Annotated in this window: 18 protein-coding genes and 1 tRNA gene; 6 read left to right on the plus strand and 13 right to left on the minus strand. The window is 72.9% G+C overall.

All coding sequences use genetic code 11. The annotated features are described in order from the left end of the window. Positions 1–952 precede the first annotated feature (952 nt). Complete coding sequence (locus QSK30_RS31815) at positions 953–4123, plus strand: S8 family peptidase (RefSeq protein ID WP_285508600.1); 3171 nt, start codon at positions 953–955, stop codon at positions 4121–4123. A 1-nt stretch (position 4124) separates the two neighbouring features. On the opposite strand, the gene QSK30_RS31820 is transcribed toward QSK30_RS31815, so the two are convergent. From QSK30_RS31820 to QSK30_RS31855, 8 genes are all read right to left on the minus strand, one after another. Continuing rightward, on the minus strand, positions 4125–4676 hold the full coding sequence (locus QSK30_RS31820) for a hypothetical protein (RefSeq protein WP_285508602.1): 552 nt from the start codon (positions 4674–4676) through the stop codon (positions 4125–4127). Positions 4677–4694: 18 nt separating this feature from the next. Further along, positions 4695–4820: a hypothetical protein gene (locus tag QSK30_RS31825; RefSeq protein ID WP_285508604.1), complete on the minus strand. Its 126-nt coding sequence runs from the start codon at positions 4818–4820 to the stop codon at positions 4695–4697. Next, complete coding sequence (locus QSK30_RS31830) at positions 4817–5392, minus strand: hypothetical protein (protein ID WP_285508607.1); 576 nt, start codon at positions 5390–5392, stop codon at positions 4817–4819. The genes QSK30_RS31825 and QSK30_RS31830 overlap by 4 nt, the downstream gene beginning before the upstream one ends. After that, positions 5364–5825, minus strand: coding sequence for a hypothetical protein (locus tag QSK30_RS31835; protein ID WP_285508609.1), 462 nt, complete (start codon positions 5823–5825; stop codon positions 5364–5366). The genes QSK30_RS31830 and QSK30_RS31835 overlap by 29 nt, the downstream gene beginning before the upstream one ends. A 5-nt stretch (positions 5826–5830) precedes the next feature. Further along, positions 5831–6553, minus strand: coding sequence for a hypothetical protein (locus QSK30_RS31840; protein ID WP_285508611.1), 723 nt, complete (start codon positions 6551–6553; stop codon positions 5831–5833). 121 nt (positions 6554–6674) lie between these two features. Beyond that, the gene (selB, locus tag QSK30_RS31845) at positions 6675–8276 is read right to left on the minus strand and encodes a selenocysteine-specific translation elongation factor (RefSeq protein WP_285508613.1); all 1602 of its coding nucleotides are present in this window, start codon (positions 8274–8276) and stop codon (positions 6675–6677) included. Next, a complete protein-coding gene (selA, locus tag QSK30_RS31850; RefSeq protein WP_285508615.1) occupies positions 8267–9541 on the minus strand; it encodes an L-seryl-tRNA(Sec) selenium transferase in 1275 nt (424 codons plus the stop codon). Before selA ends, selB begins: the two co-directional genes overlap by 10 nt. 15 nt (positions 9542–9556) lie before the next feature. Next, a tRNA-Sec gene (locus QSK30_RS31855) sits at positions 9557–9651 on the minus strand. 35 nt (positions 9652–9686) lie between these two features. Between QSK30_RS31855 and selD the strand changes: the two genes are divergently transcribed. Further along, on the plus strand, positions 9687–10667 hold the full coding sequence (gene selD / locus QSK30_RS31860; protein WP_285508618.1) for a selenide, water dikinase SelD: 981 nt from the start codon (positions 9687–9689) through the stop codon (positions 10665–10667). Positions 10668–10801: 134 nt separating this feature from the next. Next, entirely contained in the window at positions 10802–12193 is a 1392-nt protein-coding gene (locus QSK30_RS31865; RefSeq protein ID WP_285508620.1) for a hypothetical protein, read from the plus strand. Here QSK30_RS31865 and QSK30_RS31870 read toward each other — a convergent pair. After that, the gene (locus tag QSK30_RS31870; protein ID WP_285508622.1) at positions 12094–14109 is read right to left on the minus strand and encodes an AfsR/SARP family transcriptional regulator; all 2016 of its coding nucleotides are present in this window, start codon (positions 14107–14109) and stop codon (positions 12094–12096) included. The two genes, QSK30_RS31865 and QSK30_RS31870, sit on opposite strands and share 100 nt — an antisense overlap. Positions 14110–14366: 257 nt before the next feature. Between QSK30_RS31870 and QSK30_RS31875 the strand changes: the two genes are divergently transcribed. Further along, positions 14367–14696: a hypothetical protein gene (locus tag QSK30_RS31875; protein WP_285508624.1), complete on the plus strand. Its 330-nt coding sequence runs from the start codon at positions 14367–14369 to the stop codon at positions 14694–14696. A 147-nt stretch (positions 14697–14843) separates the two neighbouring features. Here QSK30_RS31875 and QSK30_RS31880 read toward each other — a convergent pair whose 3' ends face one another. Together QSK30_RS31880 and QSK30_RS31885 are read right to left on the minus strand one after the other, a co-directional pair. Continuing rightward, positions 14844–16226 (minus strand): MFS transporter, encoded by a 1383-nt coding sequence (locus tag QSK30_RS31880; RefSeq protein ID WP_285508626.1) that lies wholly within the window; start codon positions 16224–16226, stop codon positions 14844–14846. 13 nt (positions 16227–16239) lie between these two features. Further along, on the minus strand, positions 16240–17229 hold the full coding sequence (locus tag QSK30_RS31885) for a class I SAM-dependent methyltransferase (protein ID WP_285508627.1): 990 nt from the start codon (positions 17227–17229) through the stop codon (positions 16240–16242). Between the two features lie 77 nt (positions 17230–17306). Between QSK30_RS31885 and QSK30_RS31890 the strand changes: the two genes are divergently transcribed. After that, on the plus strand, positions 17307–17888 hold the full coding sequence (locus QSK30_RS31890) for a helix-turn-helix domain-containing protein (RefSeq protein ID WP_285508629.1): 582 nt from the start codon (positions 17307–17309) through the stop codon (positions 17886–17888). Between the two features lie 323 nt (positions 17889–18211). On the opposite strand, the gene QSK30_RS31895 is transcribed toward QSK30_RS31890, so the two are convergent. Then, the gene (locus tag QSK30_RS31895) at positions 18212–19093 is read right to left on the minus strand and encodes an alpha/beta hydrolase (protein ID WP_285508631.1); all 882 of its coding nucleotides are present in this window, start codon (positions 19091–19093) and stop codon (positions 18212–18214) included. A 46-nt stretch (positions 19094–19139) separates the two neighbouring features. Beyond that, entirely contained in the window at positions 19140–19796 is a 657-nt protein-coding gene (locus tag QSK30_RS31900; RefSeq protein WP_285508633.1) for a class I SAM-dependent methyltransferase, read from the minus strand. 394 nt (positions 19797–20190) lie between these two features. Here QSK30_RS31900 and QSK30_RS31905 point away from each other — a divergent pair, with 394 nt between their 5' ends. Continuing rightward, on the plus strand, positions 20191–21522 hold the full coding sequence (locus QSK30_RS31905; protein ID WP_285508635.1) for a hypothetical protein: 1332 nt from the start codon (positions 20191–20193) through the stop codon (positions 21520–21522). Positions 21523–21818: the final 296 nt, after the last annotated feature.

A 21818-nucleotide genomic window follows, 5' to 3' on the forward strand; every position in this document is an offset into this window, starting at 1 on the left:
CGGGTGAAGGGCATTCCCCACCACCGGCAAGTTTAGCGGTGCTCTCCCCCCACACGAAGCGAGTCCACTAGATCGAGCATCCGTAGCGGGGCCGGCGGTACCAGCGGGGTCGGCCTATCCGCTGCGGAACTAGCGGGGACGGCCTATCCGCTGAGTACCAGCGGGGACGGCCTATCCGCTGAGGTACCAGCGAGGGCGTCTTTCCGCTGGGTTGAGTGGGTGGCGGGCGATGGGTGTGTGACTGGTGGGTGGCAGGTCGGTGGGTGGGTGGCCGGGGAGGATTTCGTACCGGGGGGTTGGTTCGTTAACTTGCGTTCTGCGGAGTGGTTCGTGGGGTTGCGTTGTGGTGGCGGGAAACCGCTTGCGCGTGGGTGGCCTTGACCGGGATCGGTGTGCCTGCTTCGCTGGTTGTCTGCGCTCTGCCTTCGCAGGGTGCGGACCGTGGATCCGACCTTTCCGAGGAGTGCCCGTGCGAACCACCACTTCACTGATCCGCAGGAATCAACTGGAGCAGCCATGCAGGCAGGACGATCACAGGACGTTCCGGACAGAGGGGAATCCCATGACAGCGACCACCACGGCCCCGACGGTCATCGCAACAAGGGTGACAACGGCGGGGATCGTCAGATTCGTCATCGAAAATCTCGGCAGTGGGACGTAGTCGGCGTGACCGGCGTCGCGTTGGGGCTGGTCCAGGTGGTCTTGGCGATCTTGGACCATCTCGGGCGATGACTGATCGGGCGCACCTCTTGGCATGACCACGGTATCGAGTCCCGGGCGGATTCGGTCGCTGGTGCCGGTCGAGCCGGCCGGCACCAGTGTCGTGGGGAGCGGGGTGTGCGCGGTGGACAGCGCCGCACTGCGGTGCGGTGGCTGATGTTAAGGGGTGTCGGTCCGGGGCTACCACTGATATTGCTGGGCTCGTCGGGGACTGCGACGAGAGAGGATCGGCATGGGTGGTCTGAACCAGGTAACCGCGGTGGGGGTTGTGGCGGTGTTGTTGGCGGCCTCGACCAGTGGTGTCGCCGGGGCGGTGCCCGAGCGCTCGGCACCGGCGCGACCAGCGGAAACGATCACCCTGGTGACTGGGGACCGGTTGCGGCTGTTGCCCGGCCCGCGCGGTGAGGTGGCTGTCGAGGTGCTGCCGGTGCCCGGGCGGGCGCACGTGGGGTTCCTGCGCGACGGCGACCGGGTCGTGCCTTCCGACGCCCAGGCCCTGCTCGACGCGGGCAGGTTGGACCCGCGGTTGTTCGACCTGCGCCAGCTGCCCCGCGACGGTGTGGCGCCGGTGATCGTCACCGACGCGGGCATGGCGCTGAGTGCACCACCTGGCACGGACGCGCGTTCACTGCCCAGCGTCCACGGTGTGGCGATGCGGCCCACCGATGGTTTCTGGAACTGGTTCACGTCCTCCCGTGCCTCGGTGTGGTTGGACGGGATCGCTGAACCGACGCTGGATCGGAGTGTCCCGCAGATCGGTGCCCCCGCGGTGTGGCAGAGCGGGTACACCGGTGCCGGGGTCACCGTTGGTGTGCTGGACACCGGTGTCGACGGCGGACATCCGGACCTTCGGGACAAAGTCGTGGCGCAGTCGGACTTCACCGGCACCGGCACGGCCGATCAGGTCGGGCACGGCACCCATGTCGCCGGGATCATCGCGGGCACTGGGGCCGCCTCGGGCGGTCGCTACCGGGGTGTCGCCCCGGACGCGCGGTTGATCAGCGGAAAGGTCTGCACCACCTTCGGTTGCCCCGAGTCGGCGGTGATCGCGGGCATGGAGTGGATCGCGCCCCAGGCGCGGGTGGTGAACATGAGCCTGGGCGGGATCTACAGCGACGGCAAGGACCCGGTCTCCCGGTCGCTCGACGACCTGAGCACGCGGTACGGCACCCTCTTCGTCGTCGCGGCGGGCAACGACCGGTCGCTCGACCTGCCGGACCCGCGCGCCTCGGTCACCGCGCCCGCCGCCGCCGACCGGGCGCTCGCGGTGGGCAGTGTGACCAAAGAGGACACCACCAGCCCGTTCTCACCACGGCAGCCGCGAATCGGTGACCTTGCGGTCAAACCGGACATCGCCGCACCGGGTAGTGACATCGTCTCGGCCCGGGTGGTGGGCACCCCGGCGGGTGACACGGCACCGGTGGACGAGCACTATGCCGCGTTGTCTGGGACGTCGATGGCTGCGCCGCATGTGGCGGGGACGGCGGCGCTGCTGGCCCAGCGCAGACCCGGTTGGGGTGGCGACCAGCTCAAGTCGGACCTGGTCAGCTCGGCCAAGCCGACCGCGGACGTGTTCGAGCAGGGGGCGGGCCGGGTCGACGCCTCCCGCGCGGTCGCCCAGCAGGTCAGTGCCGTTGGCGGTGGTGTCGGTTTCGGGTTCGTGGCCTGGCCGCACAGCACGCCGCTGAGCAAGCAGGTCGGGTACCGCAATGACGGCGACGCGCCGGTGACCCTCACGCTCACCACCGACGCTCCCCTGTTCACGCCTTCTCCCAACCAGATCACCGTCCCCGCGCACGGCAGCGCCCAAGTCACTGTGCGCGCCAACCCCGCAGGCCAGGCGGAAGGCAGGCACAGTGGCCGGTTGACCGCGACTGCGGGCAACATCGTCGTGCGCACGGCGCTCACCGCGGTGTTGGAAGCCGAGAGCTACAACGTGAGCGTCACGCTGAAGGGACGCACCGGCATCTCCGCCTCGACGGTCGTCAAGGCGGTGAACACCGAGACCGGTGCCGCACTGGGCGCCCGGCTGACCAATGGCGCGGGCGTGGCTCGGCTTCCCAAGGGGCGCTACGACTTCCAGGCGCTCGAGGTCTCCGACCACGATGACGTCACCCTGCTCGCGCAGACCGGCGTCACAGTCGACAAGGACCGGGCCCTCACCCTCGACGCCACGGCCGGAAAGCCGGTGATCACGACGGTCGAGCACGCGCAGACCGCTCTGCTGGCGGGCGAATTGAGCCTGGTGTCCGGAAATCCCAGTGGGGAGCGGACTTCCGCGCTGGGCTGGCTGTCCGCCGAGGGCCAGCGGGTCTACCTGGTGCCGACGAAGGACAAGGTGGTCGACCACACCTTCCTGCTGGCCTACCGAGCCACGCTCACCGGGCCGGAGTCGATCTACCACCTGGTCTTCCTCGAACGGAACGCCATCCCGAACGGCCGGTTCACCGCCCGCCAACGCGAGCTCGCCAAGGTCGACGCCCGCTACTACGCGCAGGGCGCACCCGCCGAGGGACTGCGCGCGGACTACGCGACGATCGACGCGCCAGGGGTGAACAGCGGCATCTACCAGGCCTACCCGCGCCCGATCCCGAGCAAGCGCACCGAGTACTACACCGCCAACCCGGCCACCCGGTGGCGGCACCTCTCGGCGATGTTCCCGCCGGACATCTCCGATGTCGAGACGACGGTCTCCTACCGGACCTACCAACCGGGTTCCTACGCCACGCACTGGAATCGGGCCCCGCTCGGTCCGGCGCTCGGTGATCCGGCGCTGGGCTTCGGTGTGCAGCGCGTGGACGGGACCCTGTCGGTGCAGCTCGCGCCGCTCTCCGGTGGTGATCCGGAGCAGTTCACCGTGCTCGCCGCGGGCGCGACCGGCACGACGGAGCTGAGCCGCGACGGTGTCGTTCTCGGCGCGAGCGACCTGCCGGGCTCGGGGGTGTTCGCCATCCCCGACTCCCCCGGCCGCTACACGCTGCGGACCACCGTGCGGCGCGAGGTGCCGTGGTCGGTGATCGGGACCAGCGCGGACATATCGTGGACCTTCCAGGAGGGCGGCACGGCCAACCCGGTGCCCCCGGCCCTGCCGGTCGTGCGGGTCGCCGCGGAGGTGGACGAGCAGGGTCGCGCACCGGCCGGTCGGTGGATCCCGCTGCGGCTGGTCACCCAGCGGCAGCCGGGTGCGGCGACGCCCAGGGTGATGGCGCTGCGGGTGGAGACCTCCACCGACGACGGCGCGACCTGGCGCCCCGCGCCGACCGTCCACAGTGGAGACGGCACCGGCGTCGCCGTGGTCGGCAACCCGCCCGGTCCGGGCTTCGTCTCGCTGCGGGTCACCGCCCGTGACGCCGAGGGCAACTCGGTGACGCAGACGGTGGTCCGGGCTTACCAGGTGGCCTGAGTCAGCTGGGGGCCGTCAGCCAGACGGCCCCCAGCAGGGACACCACGAACGCCGCGCCCAGCATCGCCGCCAGCCTGCCCGAGTACCGCGCCCACTGGGCGTCCCAATCGCCCGGGTAGCGCAGGTTCGCGGTGGTCATCAGCGCGCGGCCGACACCGAAGCCGACGCCCACCCACAGCGCGCCGGACAGCGGGGCCGCGAGCAGCACCGCCACCCCGGCCACGTAAGGCAGCCCGCTGGGCAGGTAGGTGCGCGCCCCGGTGCCCATCTCGACGCCGAACTGCAACGGCCCCAGCAGCCTGCCGAGGCGGAAGACGCTCTCCGGCACGAGCCTGCGGTTCTCCGGCAGGGTGAACCGCAGCACGCCGATGTCCCTGAGCAGCACCAAGACCAGCGCGGCGGCGACCAGCGCCCACCGCGCCGTCCAGGGCAGCGGGACGCGCAGCAGCGACCCCACCACGACCAGGACCACGGCGCTGAGGGCGCCGCCGATGAGCAGACCGGCGCGGAACGCCAGTGCGGGAGAACCTCGCCAGACCGGCGAGCTCAGCACGGAGGCCGAGTTCCGGCTTCAAGTGGAGCCGGAGGTGGCCAGACCCGCGGTCGCGCCGAGGAAGAGCCACGGCACGAGTGCCGCCCCACCGACCGCGGCCGCCACGAGGACACCCGCGACGACCAGGGGGTGCCAGCGCCTCACACCGGGGCCCGGCAGATCGTGAGGTAGGTGTTGCCGGACTGGCCCGCGCCCCAGTAGGTGCTGAAGCCGTCCGAGCAGCGGAAGACCTTGCCGTCCGGGGTGGTCCAGCGCCAGGCGTTCTTGGTCGTCGTAGTGCCGCAGGCAGTGGAGACCGGCATGTGGTCGACCTGGAGGTCGCCCTCGGTGGTGGTGCCGTACTTGTGCCAGCCGCCCGCGCAGAAGTCGCTGCCGCGCCACGAACCGCCGTAGCAGGCGGCGTAGGTGTTGACGTACTGGCCGCTGGTGTCGGCGTCCTCGGGGTAGCCGCCCGCCGGGTAGGCGTCGCGGCAGTCGTTGCGGTCCCAGCCGCGCAGCGCGTTCGGGCCGGTCTCCGCGCGGGCGCGGCGGCCCAGCAGCAGCGCGGACGACCCGATGGTCAACGCGCCCAGGGTGATCGCCTTGAGGACGGTCCGGCGACGGCCGGTCGACCCCAGGTCGCGCAGGGCCGTGGCGCGCCCGGGAGCGGCGCCGCGGTTCTGGAGCTCGCGGTCCTGGACCTCGTGGTCAGGAATCTGATCGAACGTGAGCGCCACCGCGCACCCCCCACTCGTCGAGTACCTCGTCCGCCTGCTCCTCGCGGACCGGCAGCACAAGCTTGGCGACCCGGCCGGCGGCGTCGACGAGCATCAACACCGGCGGCGCCAGGTGCGAGACCACCCGCCACGCCTCGCGGTCGCTGACCACCTCGAGCCCGGTGTCCCACACCGATGGCGACTCGTGCGTCAGCAGGATCACCCCGGTCACGCGTCGCGACACCGCGACGCAGAGCGGGCAACCCGAGTCGGCGGCCAGCACGACCCGACCGGCGAACCGCGCTCCCAGCACCAGGTCCGGCGGGGCGGCGGTGAACCCGCTGGGGTCGCGGGCGACCACCGCGCGCAACAGCCGGACCTCGCGCAGCACGGCGGCCAAGCCGAGGAACAGCAGGATGATCGCCACCCAGGTGATCACCAGGAACGCCGTCATCGGGCTCACCGGGGACGCCAGGCGACGTCGATGCCGTCGAGCCAGTCGAGTCGTTCCTGGTCGGTGCGGGCGGGCGTGTCGGCGAAGTGCACCTCGGCGACGCCTGCCGCGCAGCCCAGCACGAAGGCGTGACCGGACACCCCGGCGAGCGCGGGCCCGGGAAGGGCGACCTTCCAGACCTCGCCGTGCCGCGTCCGCGCGCCCGCGTGGGTCGGGACGTGGTTGCGGGCCTGCGCCGGACCGGGCACCGAGACGGTGCCGAGGTCGCGGACGGCCACGACGACGTGCTCGCTCATGGTGTCGAGCAGGGTGGCCGCGCGCGGGGTGACGACCATCCCCTCGACGCGGTCCTCGATCCGCAGGGAGTCGAACAGCGAGAACACCCGGTCGCGGCGCGGCGCCGGGCCCGCGTAGACGGTCATCAGCTCGTGGTAGGCGCCGATCAGGGTGGCGACCGAGGACTCGCCGTCGTCCGCCTCGGCGACGACGACCTCCCGGCCGTGCACCAGGAAGCGCTCCCGGGTCGTCGCGGGGGCGACCTGGGAGCAGGCGAAGTCGTGGTAGCCGCGCGGCCCGATCTGGAAGCCGGTGCCGTAGGAGCCGCCCGCGAACCGCACCGCGGCCGCGACGCTGGGCGCGGACCGCTCGGCGGGCAGGACGACGGTGACCTGGGAACCGCTGGGGGCCACCAGGTCCAGCCGGTGCGTCGGGGACGCGGGATGTGCCACGCGCCGACGCTAGAGCACACCGGGTGCGGTGATCAACAAATTCGGCCGAATGCCGTTCTCGCACGGCACTTCGGACTATCGGGGTTGGCAAAACACCTTCGCGTTCGACGGTGTGCCGCCGCTACCGAAGCCGACGGCGGTCGTCCGGGAGCCGCTCGGTGAGACCGGAGCGGTCCATCAGGTCCAGCAGCGGGAGCGCGACCCGCCTGCTGGTGTCCAGGGCCTGCCGGGCCTGGCCCGTGGTGAACGGCTGGTTGATCCGGGACAGCACCGCCGCGGCCTCGGCCACCGCCGACGGCAGCAGGACGACGTTGTCGCCGAGCTTGAGGACGCGAGCGGCCCGGGCCGCGGCGGCGATCCCTCGACCGTCGAGGCCAAGGGCACGCAGTCGAGCGGCATCCGGGGCGCGAAACGGATTCACGCGCAGGTCCACTGCGAGCGCGGCCAACGCCTCTTCCAGCGGCGCGGGCAGACCGCGTTCGGCAGGGCCATCCGCGGCGGCGACCAACGGCGCGACCAGTGCCGGGTCCGGAAGGCGCAACTCGCGCGCGAGGGTTCGGGTGGGAATCGCTGTCTCCAGCGGGTTCTCCTCGCGCCAGGCCGTCAACTCCTCGGCGGTGCGGGTCACCAGGGACCGCCAGGTGGCCGGGTCGGTGTGCCAGTCGGCGATCACGGGCTCGTCGGCGCGGCCCAGTGCCTTGCGGTGCGCGGTGCGGTAGAACGGTTCTCGGGCGAGTCGGTCCAGGTCGACGACGGCGGCCCCGACGACCTCGTGGCTGCCCGGGTTGCGGACCAGCACCCGGTCGCCGACGCGCAGCGGCAGCTCGGTGGCCAGGACCAGCCTGCTCACGTCTGTCCGAAGTGGATGGACACGGACCGGCGCCGCCGCGGAACCGATGTGCAGCACGGCTTGCCTGGGCAGCCCGGTCGCCGCGATGTCGACGACTCGAGCGGGCCAGAAGGCGTCCGGGGTCGTCAGGGCGTCTCCTCGGCCGACCGAGTCCCGCTCGACGCCACGCAGGTTGACGGCCACCCGGGCCACGGCGCGCACCTCGGTGCGCGGCGTGCCGAGCGCCTGCAACGCCCGAACGCGCACCGAACGACCGCGCAGCACCAACTCGTCGCCGACGCGGAGCGTGCCGGCCTGGAGGGTGCCGGTCACGACGGTCCCCGCTCCCGCCACGGTGAACGACCGGTCGACCCAGAGCCGGACATCAGCCCTCATGTCCGGCTCCGGGAGCCCGAGCAGCAGGTCCGCGATGGCCGTCCGCAGTCCAGGCAGGTTGTCGTTGGCGACCACGGATGGCAAGTCCCCCAACGATGTCGTGGCGATCCGGGCGCGGGCCGTCCGCCGCGCGGGCTCCGGGTCGGCGAGGTCGGCGCGGGTGATCACGAGCAGCCCGTGCCGCACGCCGAGCGCGTCCAGCACGGCGAGGTGTTCCTCGGCCTGCGGCATCCAGGGCGCGTCGGCGGCCACCACGAACAGCACCGCGGGCACCGACCCCACCCCGGCCAGCATGTTCGGCACGAACCGCTCGTGGCCCGGCACGTCGACGAAGGCGACCTCGCCGACCCGGGGCAGGGTCGTCCAGGCGAAGCCGACCTCGATGGTCAGGCCGCGGCGGCGCTCCTCGGCCAGGCGGTCGGGTTCCATCCCGGTCAGCAACCGGACCAGAGTGGACTTGCCGTGGTCGACGTGGCCCGCGGTGGCGATCACGTGCACCGCAGGACTGCCTCCAGCAGCACGGCGTCGTCCGCCGCGGCGACGGTGCGCAGGTCGAGCAGGCACCTGCCGCGCTCCACCCGGCCGACCACTGGCACGCGGCCCGTGCGCAGCGCCACCGCGTAGCGCTCAGGCAGGCTGACCGCGGCGCTGGGCAACTCGACACCGGGCGCGCCACCTCCGCCGACGACCGCGGTGGATGACACAGCCTGTGCGTCAACACCTTGGGCTGCAAGCGTTTTCGCCATGATCTGCGCCCGTTCGAGCAACTCGTGCTGCCCTGCTTCCAGGGCTGTGCGAACCGGCGGGCGCGGGCCACGCACGGTGGCGGCCAACGCGGCGAGGGTCAGCTTGTCCACGCGAAGTGCCCGCGCCGCGGGGTGTCGGCGCAGCCGTTCGACTAACGCGGCCTCGCCGAACAGGAGACCCGCCTGTGGGCCACCGAGGAGCTTGTCCGCGCTGGCGGTAACCAGCGTGGCGCCCGCGCGCAGGACGGTGGTGGCGTCCGGTTCGTCGGGCAGGAGCGGGTGCGGGGTGAGGAGACCGGAGCCGATGTCGACGACCACGGGGACACCAAGCCCGATCAGCTCGTCGACCCGGGGTGTGCCACCAAACCCAGTGACGCGGTAGTTGCTCGGGTGCACGCGGAGGATGAACCCGGTGTCCGGACCGACCGCGTCGGCGTAGTCGCGCACGCTCGTCCGGTTCGTCGTGCCCACCTCCCGCAGCCGGGCACCGCTGGCGCACAGCAGGTCGGGGATGCGGAAGCCGTCGCCGATCTCGACCAGCTCGCCCCGGCTGATCACGATCTCCCGATCCGCCGCCATCGCCAACGCGCACAACAGGAGCGCGGCGGCGTTGTTGTTCACCACGTGCACGTCGCCCGCGTCGGGGACCGCGCTCCGCAGCGCCGCCAACGCGTTCTCGCCGCGCCGCCGCCGGGCACCGGTCGCCAGGTCGAACTCCACATCGGTGGTGCCCGCCGCGGCCAGCACCGCGTCCTTGGCCGCATCGGACAACGGAGCCCGACCGAGGTTGGTGTGGACCACCACACCGGTGGCGTTGAGCACCGCCCTCGGCCCGGTGTCCAACGCGGCCCGCACCTCGTCGACGACCCGTTCCGCAGCGATCTTGCCGTCGCGAACCCGTTGCAGCGCAACGACTACCTCAGCCTTGACCGCCGAGCGGCCGTACTGCTGGACCTCGTCGGCGAGCTCAGCGAGGACCGCGTCGGTGCGCGGGACCACCCTGCGGGGATCGGTCACCGGGACCACCCGCGGTGGCGGAGGCGGACGGGAATCGAACCCGCCGACGACAGGACCCGCCGTCCAGCGGTGTTGAAGACCGAGCCGGCCACCAGGCCGGAGACGCCTCCTCGCGACACCGGGTGATCATGCCATGCTGTCGGCCATGAGCGTCCGGCTGACCCAGTACGCGCACGGCGGCGGCTGCGCCTGCAAGCTCCCCCCGGGTGAGCTGGAGCAGGTGGTGGCGGGTCTGCGCCGGACACCGCGCGACCCGTACGGGACGCTGCTGGTGGGCACCGAGACCGGCGACGACGCCGCCGTGGTCGACATCGGCCGCGACCTGGCGCTGGTCGCCACCACCGACTTCTTCACCCCGGTGGTGGACGACGCCTACGACTGGGGCCGGATCGCCGCCGCCAACGCGCTCTCCGACGTCTACGCCATGGGCGGCCGACCGGTGGTCGCGCTCAACCTGCTCGGCTGGCCGCGCGACCTGCTCCCGATGGACCTGGCCGCCGAGGTGCTGCGCGGCGGCCAGGACGTGGCGGCGGAGGCGGGCTGCCACCTGGCGGGCGGGCACAGCGTGGACGACCCGGAGCCCAAGTACGGCCTGGCCGTGACCGGCGTGGTCGACCCGCGCAGGCTGATCCGCAACTCGACCGGCACCGCGGGCGTCCCGCTGTCGCTGACCAAACCGCTGGGCCTGGGCGTGCTCAACAACCGGCACAAGGCCACCGGCGAGGTCTTCACCGAGGCCGTCGAGGTGATGACCACGCTCAACCGCGCCGCCGCCGAGGCCGCCGTCGCCGCCGGGATCACCTGCGGCACCGACGTTACCGGCTTCGGTCTCCTCGGCCACCTGCACAAACTCGCCCGCGCGAGCGGCGTCACCGCCGTCCTGGACCCGGCCGCCGTCCCCTACCTCGACGGCGCCCGCGAGGCCCTGCGCGACGGCTACGTGAGCGGTGGCTCCCGCCGCAACCTGGAGTGGGTGGCCCCGCACACCGACGTCACCACCGCCGACGCCCTCCTGCTGGCCGACGCCCAGACCTCCGGCGGACTCCTGCTGGCGGGCGAGATCCCCGGCGCCCGGGTGATCGGCGAACTGGTCCCCCGCCGTGAGCACACCGTCATCGCCCACTGAGCGGTGTCGTCGTGGGCCGGCGGTGCGGGGAACGCAAACCCACGGGCTCCGCTGATCGGGTGACGCGGTTCGGTATCGCCTCCGGTTCGGAGGCCGGCGAGCATCCTGGGTGCCCGAGTGGCTGGAGGGACGCGATGTCGTACACCGCTGGCGCGGCGAAAGTGGACCTGACGCCGCCGTTGACGATCCCCTACCTCGGTGGTCTCCCCCGGCATTCGCCGTACTCCGGGGTGCATGACGCCCTCTACGCGCGGGCCGTGGCGTTCGGGGAGGTGGGTGGCGAGACGGTGATCGTCATCGCGGTCGACGCGCTGGGGATCAACAACCGGATCCTCGGCGCCGACCGGGACTTCACCGCCGAGGTGCGGGCCGCGGTCGAGCGGGCCACCGGGGTGCCGCCGACGCACGTGATGATCGCCAGTTCGCACACCCACGCCAGCCCGGAGACCGCCGACTTCCGGCCGCTGCTCGACACCCCCGGCGCGCGGGAGTGGCTCGCCTCGTACGCCGATCAGATCACCGCCGCGGCAGTCCAGGCGTTCGCCGGCCGGCGACCGGTCACCGCCCGTCGCGGTCGCGGTGGGGTGGTGCCCGGGGCCCTGGCGGTGAACCGCAACGCGTGGTCCTATCCCGATCCCGGGGCCGCGCCGGAGGATCCCGAGGTGTCGGTGCTCGTGCTGGAGGCACCGGGCTGGTCGGCGGTGCTCTACAACTTCGCCTCGCACCCGGTGAACGTGCAGGTGCAGCCGTTCGCCTCGGCCGACTACCCCGGGGTCACCTCGGACTTCGTCGAGCGCAACGTGCCGGGCTGCCGGGCGGCGCTGTTCCTGCAGGGCGCGTCCGGGAACCTGAACCCGCCGCGCGATCCGCTCACCCACGACGGCGCGACCTGGCGGTCGCCCTACGACGCGGAGCACGAGCTGGTGCTCGACAACGTCCGCAACCTGTTCTCCTACGCCCAGGGCATGGGTCTGGTGCTCGGCCTGCGGGTGGTCGACCTCGTCCGGGGCGCCGACACCGCGGTGTCCGGTCCGGTCGCGGCCGAGTCGGAACGGCTCCTGGTCGACTCCCGCGACCTGCCCGATCGCGAGCCGTTCGACGCGGAGTGGGCGGCGCGGCGCCAAGCCCTCGACGACGCCGTCGCGGCCGGGGCCCCGAACGCCGAGGTGCTCAGCCTCACCGAGCGGGTTCAGGAGGTCGAGGAGCAGCTCGTCGCCATCGACCGCGGCACCGACCCGATCTCGGCCGAGGTGCAGGTGCTGCGGCTGGGCGATGTCGCGCTCGCGGGCCTGCCGGGTGAGCCGTTCGTGGAGCTCGGGCTCACCCTCAAAGCCCTGTCCGACGACGCGCGCCTGGTGCTGCCGGTCGGCTACGCCAACGACTACCTGGGCTACCTGACCGACCCCGACGCCTGGGACCGGCCGATCTACGAGGTCAGCCTGGGCGCGTGGACCCGGGTCGGCAGGCACGGCGGCACCGATCTCACCACCCGCGCCGCCGACCTGGTCGACCGGCTCTGGTCGTGACCGCCCGCGTCGTCCCCGGGGCGCGCGGGGTGGCCGCGGGTAGACAACGCCGGTGACAGCCGCTGCGTCTGCCCGAACGCCACCCGGGTCGCGGCCGCGGCGTCGACGTACCAGGTGAGCAGTCGCGCGACCGAGTCGCGGCGGCCCGGCGCGGTCTCGTCGGTGCGCGCGCGGTGCCGGGCGTAGGCGCGGACCAGGCTGTTGAAGTGGTAGCGGCCCGGGACCGCCTGGCGTAGCAGGTGTTCGTCGACCAGTGACTCCAGCTGCGCCTCGGCGGTGTCCGGGGTGAGCTCGCCGAGCGCGGCGGCGGAGTCGGCGCCGAAATCGGGGTCCGGGTGCAGTCCGAGCAACCGGAACAGCCTGCGGTGCGCGGGGCTCAGCGCGCGGTAGGACAGGTCGAACAGGGTGTGCAGGTCGCGGGTGCCGGTCGAGAGCCGGGCCAGCCGCCGGTCGGCGTCGGCCAACCGGTCGGCCAGGTCCCAGACTGTCCACTGTGGTCTGACCAGCAGCCGCCGGGCGGCCAGCGCGACCGCGACCGGCAGGTACCCGCAGAGCTCGGCCAGCCGGGCCGCGGCGACCGGGTCGGCGGCGACCCGCCCCCGGCCCGCGACGGTGGCGATCAGGTCGACCGCCTCGGCAGGCGGCAGGACGTCGAGCGGGAGCGCGTGGGCGCCGTCCAGACCGGCGAGGCTGCGCCTGCCGGTGATCAGCACCAGCGAACCGGGGGTGGCGGGCAGCAGCGGGCGGACCTGGTCCTCGGTGGCCGCGTTGTCCAGCAGCACCAGCGCGCGCTCGCCCGCCAACAGGTGCCGGTAGAGCGCCGCCCGCGACCGCGGCTCGGCCGGGACGCCGTGGTCGGGAACCCCAAGCGCCGCAAGGAAACCGGCCAGCACGACCGCTGGGTCGACCGGGTCGTGGTGCTGGTCGAAGCCGCGCAGGTCGACCCACAGCCGCACGCCGGGGAACGCGTCGGCGAGCTGGTGGGCGGCGTGCACCGCGAGTCGGGTCTTGCCGACCCCGGCCATGCCCTCGATCGAGCAGACGACCGCCGCGGCGGACCGACCGCCGACCGCCAGCTCCCTCAGCCTGCGCAGCTGGTCCGCCCGGCCGGTGAACTCGGTCAGGTCCACCGGCAGCTGCCTGCGGGTGCTGAACCCACCGGGCACCGGGTCGACCGCGTCGGCCAGGACCCGTTGGTGCGTGCCGCGCAGCAGCGGACCCGGCTCGACACCGAGCTCGTCGGCCAGCCGGTCGCGGGCCCGGGCGAACGCCGCCAGCGCCTCGGCCTTGCGCCCGCACTGGTGCAGCGCCTGGACGAACCGCGCCCACAGCGGCTCGCGCAGCGGGTGCTCGACCAGCAGCGGGGCCAGGTCGTCGACGACCAGGTCGGCCCGGCCGAGGCCGATCGCGGCCACCGCGTGCCGCTCGACGACGGTGAGCCGCAGGTCGACCAGCCGGGCCGCCTCGGCCGCGAGCGCCTCACCCGGGCAACCGAGGCCGGTCAGCGGTTCGCCGCGCCACAGCGCCAGCGCGCGGCCCAGCTCGGCCATCGCCGCGGCCAGGTCGCCCGCGCGCAGTGCCCGGTCGCCCCGGGCGGCGAACTCGTGGAAGCGGGTCAGGTCCAGCTCGCCGGGGGCCGCCGCCAGCCGGTAGCCGCCCGGGCTGGTGACCAACCGCGCGTCGCCGTCGCCTGCCGCGCGCAGGCTGCGGCGCAGGCCGGCCACGTGGGTGCGGACGTTGGACTCCGGTGCCGCCGGGAGCCGCTCCCACGCGGCCGCGGCGAGGTAACCGATGCCCGCCACCGAGTTGGCGCGCACCAGCAGCGCGGCCAGCACCGCGCGCCTGCGCTGCCCACCCAGGTCGATCGTGGCGCCCGCGTGTCTCGCCTCAAGCGGACCCAAGAGCAGGAACTCCACCCCAGCCCCCTGACGAGGAAGTAAGGCCCCGTACCGCGTTCCCAGCAGCCCCAATGGCTCCAGCTACCCGATGCCCCAGTTTGGCCGTCGCGAACGCGCCGAACCGAGACGAGGCAATCGTGGCCCAGCCCGTCGCGAGGGGCATATCCCCCGGACGGGTAGGGCGCCGCCTCGTCGGTGTGCGATCTGTGCGCGATCTGTGCGCGTGGGCTGAGACCGTTGCGCCGCAGGGATTTCCGATCTCCATGGGAGGAAAAGTGCACAAGGGCAAAACATTGACAACGATCGCCGGGGCCGCGCTGGCACTGGGCGCCCTGGCGCCGGCGACCGCGACCGCGACCGCCGGTCCGGTCGACGCGCCCGCCTGCACGGTGGTCGCCAAGCAGACGGTGCTCGTCCGCGCCTCGGCGAGCACGGGCAGCACGGCGAAGGGGCAGCTCAACACCGGGGAGAGCTCATCGGCCTCGTGCACGTCCACCAGCGGTGGCTCCTACACCGCGTGCGGCGGCTCCAGCACCGTGTGGATCCACGTCGACGCCCGCGGCGGTGGCTACGTCGCCTGGCGGTGCGTCGACTGGTACGCCTGAGGCGCCCGGGTGCGGTGACGGTGCGGCGCCTGCTGGGTAATGGCACGGTGATCGCGAGGTGATGGCGAGGTGATGGTGTGGCGGCACCGGCGGTCCGGTGTCGCCACACTGTCCATAACGGAGTGATCGGCGGCCACCGCCGCGTGGTCAGGTGCGCGGGGCCCGCCGGGCCCGAGTCCCGACCGCGATCGCGACGGCGATCAGCCCGGCCGCGATCGCGAAGGTGGTCCGCATGCCCGCCGCCACCGCCCCGGGACTGGCCGTCGTGACGTCGTCGGCCGAGGCCGCGAGGGCGAACACCGCGCCCATCACCGACGCGCCGGTGACGAGCCCGAGGTTGCGCGAGAGGTTGAGCATCCCGGAGACGACGCCCCGCCGGTCCGCCGGGACATCGGTCATCACGGCGGTGTTGTTGGCCGTCTGGAATACCGCGTACCCCGCGGTGACCAAGACGATGGGCGCGATGTAGCCGGCCAGCGAGGTCGGGATCACCGACAGGACTACGCAACCGACGACCATGGCGGCAAGCCCGACGACGGTCATCCGTTGCGCGCCAAGGCGATCCGCGACGCGACCGGCGGGCACACCGGTGAGCGCGGTGACGACTGGGCCGACCGACAGGACGAGTCCGACGAGGGCCTCGCCGAGCCCGAGGGTGCGGGCGAGGTAGAACGGCCCGACCACGAGGGTCGCCATCATCACCGTCGAGACCAGCGCGCTCATGGCGAGACTCGCGCTCAGCGCCCGGTCGCGGAACATCGACAACCGGATCAACGGCGCCGCCACCCTCGACTCGGCGCGGACGAACAGGCCGACCCCGAGAGCCGCGACCACCAACAGGACCACGTTGAGCACACCGAAGCTACCGCGTCCGATCGTCACGGCGAGTGCGTAGGCCCCGAGTGTCAGGGCCAGCAGCGTTGTGCCCACGTGGTCGAAGCCAGTCCTCTTGGGAACCTCCCGATCCGCTGGGAGATAACGATAGGAGAGCAACAGAGCCAGGACACCGAGCGGCACGTTGACGAGGAAGATCGCCTGCCAGCCGGGTCCGGCGATGAGCAGACCACCCAGCGACGGCCCGAGCGCGGTGCCGACCGCGGACATCGTCCCGAGCAGGCCCATCGCCGAGCCGGTCCGCTCCTTCGGCACCGTCTCGCCGACGAAGGCCATGGTGAGGGCCAGCATGACGGCCGCGCCGAGCCCCTGCCCGGCCCGGGCCACGACCAGCACCCACAGCGCCGGTGCGACTCCACAAAGGACAGACTCGGCGGTGAACAGGGTGATGCCCGCCAACAGCAACCGGCGGCGGCCGATCAGGTCACCGAGCCGTCCGACGCTCACGATCAGGGTGGTGATGGCGAGCAGGTAGGCCAGGACGACCCACTGGACCTGCTGGAAGGACGCGCTGAACGCCCGCGCGAGCGTGGGCAGGGCGACGTTGGCGCTGCTGGTGCCGAGCGCGGACAACAACACCGACAAGGAGAGCCCGGCGAGCGCCCAACGGACCGGTGACCGGTGCGCGATCTCCACTGTGGACTCCGTTCTAGTGCGCAGGGCGCACCCCCGTGAAGACTGTGGTGGCGGACAGCAGGAAGGCATCGGGCCTGCGCAGGATGCCCTCGGCGGACGTCGGGTCGAGCAGGACGTCCAGGGTGTCGAGGTCTTCCGGGGCGAAGGCCTCGCTCACGTTCCCCCGCAGGCGGGACAGGTGGGTGTGCAGGAAGGCGCGGCCCGGTTCGCCCAGGGGTGCGGGCAGGTCGAGCAGGGACGTGAAGCTGCCCGCGTCGGTGAGCCCGGCGCGGGTGAGCATCGCGGGCCAGTCCTCGACCACGGCGACGCTGCCCGGCAGGCCGGTCCGCATCGCCTCGAACCACTCCTCTTGGGCGGCGTCGAGCCGGGCTTGCAACCCCGGCCTGCCGACGCCGATGTCACGCGGGAGGAAGCGCGTCGGCAGTCCACCCTCGGCCACGGCGAGCACGCCACCGGGGTTGAGCGCGCCGGCGAGGGCGGTCAGGGTGGCCTGCTGGTCGCCGAGGTGGTGCACGGCCTTGCTGCTCCAGATCAGGTCGGCGGAGCCGAGCCCGGCGAGCCCCTCGGGCAGCTCGGCGTGCTGGACGCTGACCCGGCCGCCGAGCCCGAGCCGCTCGGCACGGGCGAGGGCGCGGTCCAGCAGGCCCGCCGCCCCGTCCACGGCGACCACCTCGGCGTCGGGGAAGGTCTCGGCGAGCACGCCGGTCATCACACCGGGGCCGCTGCCGATGTCCAGGACGCGCCGCACGCCCGGGCGCCGGAGGCGGGCCGCCACCTGGCGCAGGACCGGGAGGTGCAGGTCGCCGCTGTCCTCCAGCCAGGCGGCCATGACCTCCCAGTCCAGGTCGGTGTGGTGGTGCCCGCTGCCGTGGCCGTGCTCGCTGTGGTTGCCATGCCCGTTGTCGCGCCCGTGCTGGTTGTCGGCGCTGGACTCGGTGTCAGTGGTGGGCTCGGTGTCGGCGGTGGGCTCGGTGTCGGTGCGGTGCCCGTGGTGTCGGCTCATGCCGGGAGCGTGCACCCGGCGGCGGACGGCCGGCAACTTCTGTTGCCGATTCCGGGAAATGGGGGTGTGCTGTCCCCATGGACGAAACACCCCAGTACCAGGCGGTCCTCGACGAGGTGGCCCCCAGGCTGCGGCGGCTGCGCGACCAGCACGGCCTTACCCTGGCCGCCCTGTCCGAGGTGACCGGCATCTCCAAGAGCACCCTGTCCCGGCTGGAGTCCGGGCAGCGCCGCCCCAGTCTGGAACTGCTCCTGCCGCTGGCCACGGCCTACCAGGTGCCGCTCGACGACTTGGTCGGCGCCCCGGAGGTGGGCGACCCCCGCATCCGCCTGATCCCCCGCCCGCTGCCACGTGGCGGCACGTTCATCCCGCTGACCAGGGGCCCGGGCCCGCTCCAGGCGTACAAGATGGTCATCACTGACCGGGGCACCGTCCCGGAGCACCGCACCCATGAGGGCTACGAGTGGCTCTACGTCCTCGACGGCCGCCTCCGCCTAGTCCTCGCCGACCACGACGTGGTCCTCGGGCCGGGCGAGGCCGCCGAGTTCGACACCCGGGTGCCGCACTGGTTCGGCAGCGCGGATGGGCGGCCGGTGGAGATCTTGAGCCTGTTCGGGAAACAGGGGGAGCGGATGCATGTCCGCACCAAGCCTCGGTGATGTCGTGTGGTTGCTTGGCGTGCTGGTGGCCGTCGGCGCTTGCTCTGGTGGGTGTGCGCGTCGGGGCTTGCTTGCTGCTTGCTTCGGGTCGGCCGTCGGGGCTTGCTTGGGGAGTGTGCGCGTCGGGGCTTGCTTTGGTGGGTGCGCTCGATGGGGTGGAGGGTCTTTTAGGACGGTGATCGGAGAGGGGTGTTGCTGGCGGGGTTGGGTTGGCGGTGGCGCAGGAGGGGTGCGGGAGGCGAAGTTGATGTGAGTGGTGAAGCTGGGGCGCGGGAGGGAAAGTTGGGTTGCGGGTGGCGAAGTCGGGTCGTGGTGGGGTGGGGTCAAGGGGTGGTGGCGGCCCTGATCTCCTTTGCCACCATGGCCATGGTGGTGCGGGCGCGGGTGGGGTCCTGGGTGAGGAAGTAGTGGTCGACGTTGGGGGTTTCGTCGTGTCGGACTGGGATTCCGGCTTCGCGTAGGCGGTTCGCGTAGCGTTCGCCGTCGTGGCGGAGGGTGTCGTGGGCGGCGGTCAGGATGATCGCGGGTGGTAGGCCGGTGAGGTCCGGTGCCAGGACTGGGGAGGCGTAGGGCTCGGATCGGCTGGCCGTGTCCGGGAAGTAGACACGTCGGACTAGTTGGCGGAGGCTTGCGGCGATCATGCCCTCGGGGGTGGGGGTGAGGGCGCTCGCCATGTCCAGGGCCGGGACGCCCAGTACCTGCAGGGCCGGGCGGAACGAGCCGGTGTCCCTGGCCTGGAGGCAGACCGAGGCCGCCAGGCCGCCGCCGGAGGAGAAGCCGCCGACGGTGATCCGGTCGTTCGCCCACCCGGCCGCCCACGCGGCCACGTCGTGGCACTGTTCCTGGGCGACCGGGTAGGCCGCGTACGGGCCCGCGCTGAAGTCGACGTTCACGACCACGACGCCTGCCGTGGCCGTGAGGTAGCGACACCACCAGTCGTCCATCTTCGGGTGGCGCATCAGCCAGGCGCCCCCGTGGAAGTGGACGTGGACCGGGGTTCGGTCATCAGTGCCGTCATCAGTGCGGTCGTCGGTGCCGGGTGGGCGGTAGACGTGTGCCGGAACCGTGCCGTGCCGGGTGGGCACGGGCTGGACCCGCGGCTTCGGCAGCTCCGTGCCCGCGAACCGCAGGTTGTCCCCGTAGCGCACCGTCCAGCGCGCGGTCGCGTGGATCAGCGCCGCGCGCACCCGGTCGTCGAGTCGCATGGTGGGTGTTCGGAGCCGACCGCCGCCCCGGATCGGCGTGGGGGGGTCAGGTCCGAACGGCCACAATGGACTTCGTCAGGCCCGCGGCCCGCTCGTGCCAGATGTCGGAGTCGGGGAACAGCAGGCGCAGCTCGGTGATGGAGACCAGCTCGGTGGCCAGGACCGCGTCGGTGGCGTCGTCGCCGGAGAGCCGGGAGTACCCGAGCGGCCAGTGCCGGATGGCGGCCGCGCGCGCGGCCGTCGGCAGGAACTGCAGGCCGGGGAACATCCAGTGCGGCTCGATCGGGAAGTACCGGTACGGGGTTTGCACCCAGTGCCGCGGCGCGGCGCCGCGGATGACCTCGGCGAGGTCGCGGCGCGGGGCGTAGCCGCCGACGTGCTCGAGCAGGCTGTTCGACACCACCAGGTCGAACCGCTCCCCCTCGATCTGGCCCGGTGCGCACGCGTCGTCGACCAGGTGGCGGATCCACGGTTCCGGGGCCTCGGCCTCGACCAGGTTGACCGTGGTCAGCTCGGCCGGTCGGGTCTGCGCGGCGCGCCAGAACGACGGCAGGCCGCCGAGGTCGAGCACCCGGAGCGCGGCCAGGTCCGGGAACCGGCTCATCAGCTCCGACCAGCGCTTCGCCCGCGCCCGGCTGGACAGCGATCCCGGTGCCGTCGGGTCGTTGAGCACCCGGCGCACCTTGTGCCGCAGTGTCGTCACATCAGCCCCCTTCAGTGCCGCCCCGCTCACGGGGCGGATCGACCCCTAAATCGACGCGGGCCGGTGTTCGATTACCGGAAAACGCGTCTTGCACTCGACCGGCCTAGCGCGGTTCCCCTACAACACAAGGGGTTGCGACGATCGGACGCACGGCAGGGCACCGGACCGGGAATTCCGGAAATGCGCATCGGGTGCGAGTCCGCGCGCAGCGGAGTGAGTGATCGTCAATTTCCTTGCCAACCGGGGCCGAAAGGCAAAGTGTTGGCCCGGCGAGTTGAGCGAATCCGGTGGTCCCACGTTCGGGCCACCGGTGAGTGGCACCGGACCCCGGTCACCTGCCGCACTCGAGGTCCGCGGCGCCAGCCCGGCTCACGCACTGCTTGAGGGCACACACATGAGATCGACAGCACGCACGACCACGGCTGTCCGCGCACTGATCGGACTGGGCGTCGCGGCGGGGTTCGCGCTCGCCGCGCCCGCCGTGGCCCTGGCCGATCCGCTCGGCTGCGCCCGGACCCCCAACGGGTCCGGCGACACCATCACCTGCACCGCGGGCATCCCCGCCGGTCAGGTCCTCACCGGCACCGCGGGCGGCGACATCGTCACCGTCACCGGCGGCGTCCTCGCGGGCACCGTCGACACCGCGGGCGGGAACGACAGGATCCAGGTCACCGGCACGGCAGGCACCACCGGCGCGGTGGGCGGACCGGGTGGAGTGGGCACGAGCACCCACCCCGCCGGTTTCGCGGGCGCGGCGGGAAGCGCGGGCGGGGTCGGCGGTCTCGCCGTCGCGAGCACCGGCGTGATCAACGCCGGTGACGGCACCGACGTCGTCACCGTCACGGGTGGGGCCGGCGGGGCAGGCGGATCCGGGGGCACAGGCGGTACGGGCATCCTCGGTGGCGCCGGGGGCGCGGGCGGGGTCGGTGGTGCGGGCGGCGCGGGCGGCCTCGGCAGCTTCGGCAGTGTCCAGGGCGGTCTCGGTATGGACACGCTCACCGTCACCGGCGGGGCGGGCGGCACCAGCGGCCTCGGTAGTGCCGGCGGCGCGAGCGGTCCCAGCGCGGGCACCGGTGGCGTAGGCGGTGTCGGCGGCGCCGGTGGTGTCGGCGGGATCGCGGTCGGCAGCTCGGGCACCGTCAGCGGTGGCGACGCGATCGACACCATCACCGTCACCGGCGGTGTCGGCGCCCCCGGCCGCGCGGGTGGCCTCGGCGGCTGCGGGCACGGTGGCGGCGCGGGCGGCTTCGGCGGTGTCGGCGGCGCGGGCGGGATCGGCAGTTCGGGAACGGTCAACGGTGACGCGGGCAACGACATCGTCAAGGTCGTCGGCGGCCTCGGTGGCCTCGGCGGCGCCGCGGGCAAGGGCGGCAACGGCATGGACCCGGGCCAGATCGGCGGCGCGGGTGGCGGCGGTGGCGCGGGCGGTGCGGGCGGCGTCGGCAACAGCGGGAGCGTCAGCGGCGGCCTCGGCGACGACAGCGTCACCGTGACCGGCGGAAAGGGCGGGTACGGCGGCACGGGCGGTACCGGCGGCACCGGCTGCCAGCCGGGCGCGGGCGGTGCGGGTGGCGCGGGTGGCACCCTCGGCGCAGGCGGCGTCGGCAGTTCGGGCACCGTGGTCGGCGGTGGCGGAACGGACACCATCGCCACCACCAACGGCGTCTCAGGCGGCAACGGCGTGATCGGCATCGCGGGCGGCAACGTGCTCACCTGCGGCTGCTGACCCCTGGTAGGTAGCGCACGTCGTGTGCGGACGGCCACCGCTGTCCGCACACGACGAATTCCGGACGGATTCCCTGCCACGAGGTACGCCCACCCGAGCTCGTTCGGTAGAAACCGAACAACCACTTGCGCCGCAACCGATGCGGCTCCGACGTCGTCGATGTGGCACGGGCGCCACCTCGAGTCGCGACGGCGGTGTCCGGTCAAGGGCTCGCCGGGTACCAGCGGTACCCGGCGGCCGGCAGCCGCCGGGTAGCGCGACGCGGTTCGCCGAGTCCCTCCCGGACCAGGGTCGAG

Source organism: Actinokineospora sp. NBRC 105648 (genome assembly GCF_030269645.1).
Taxonomy (GTDB): Bacteria; Actinomycetota; Actinomycetes; order Mycobacteriales; family Pseudonocardiaceae; genus Actinokineospora.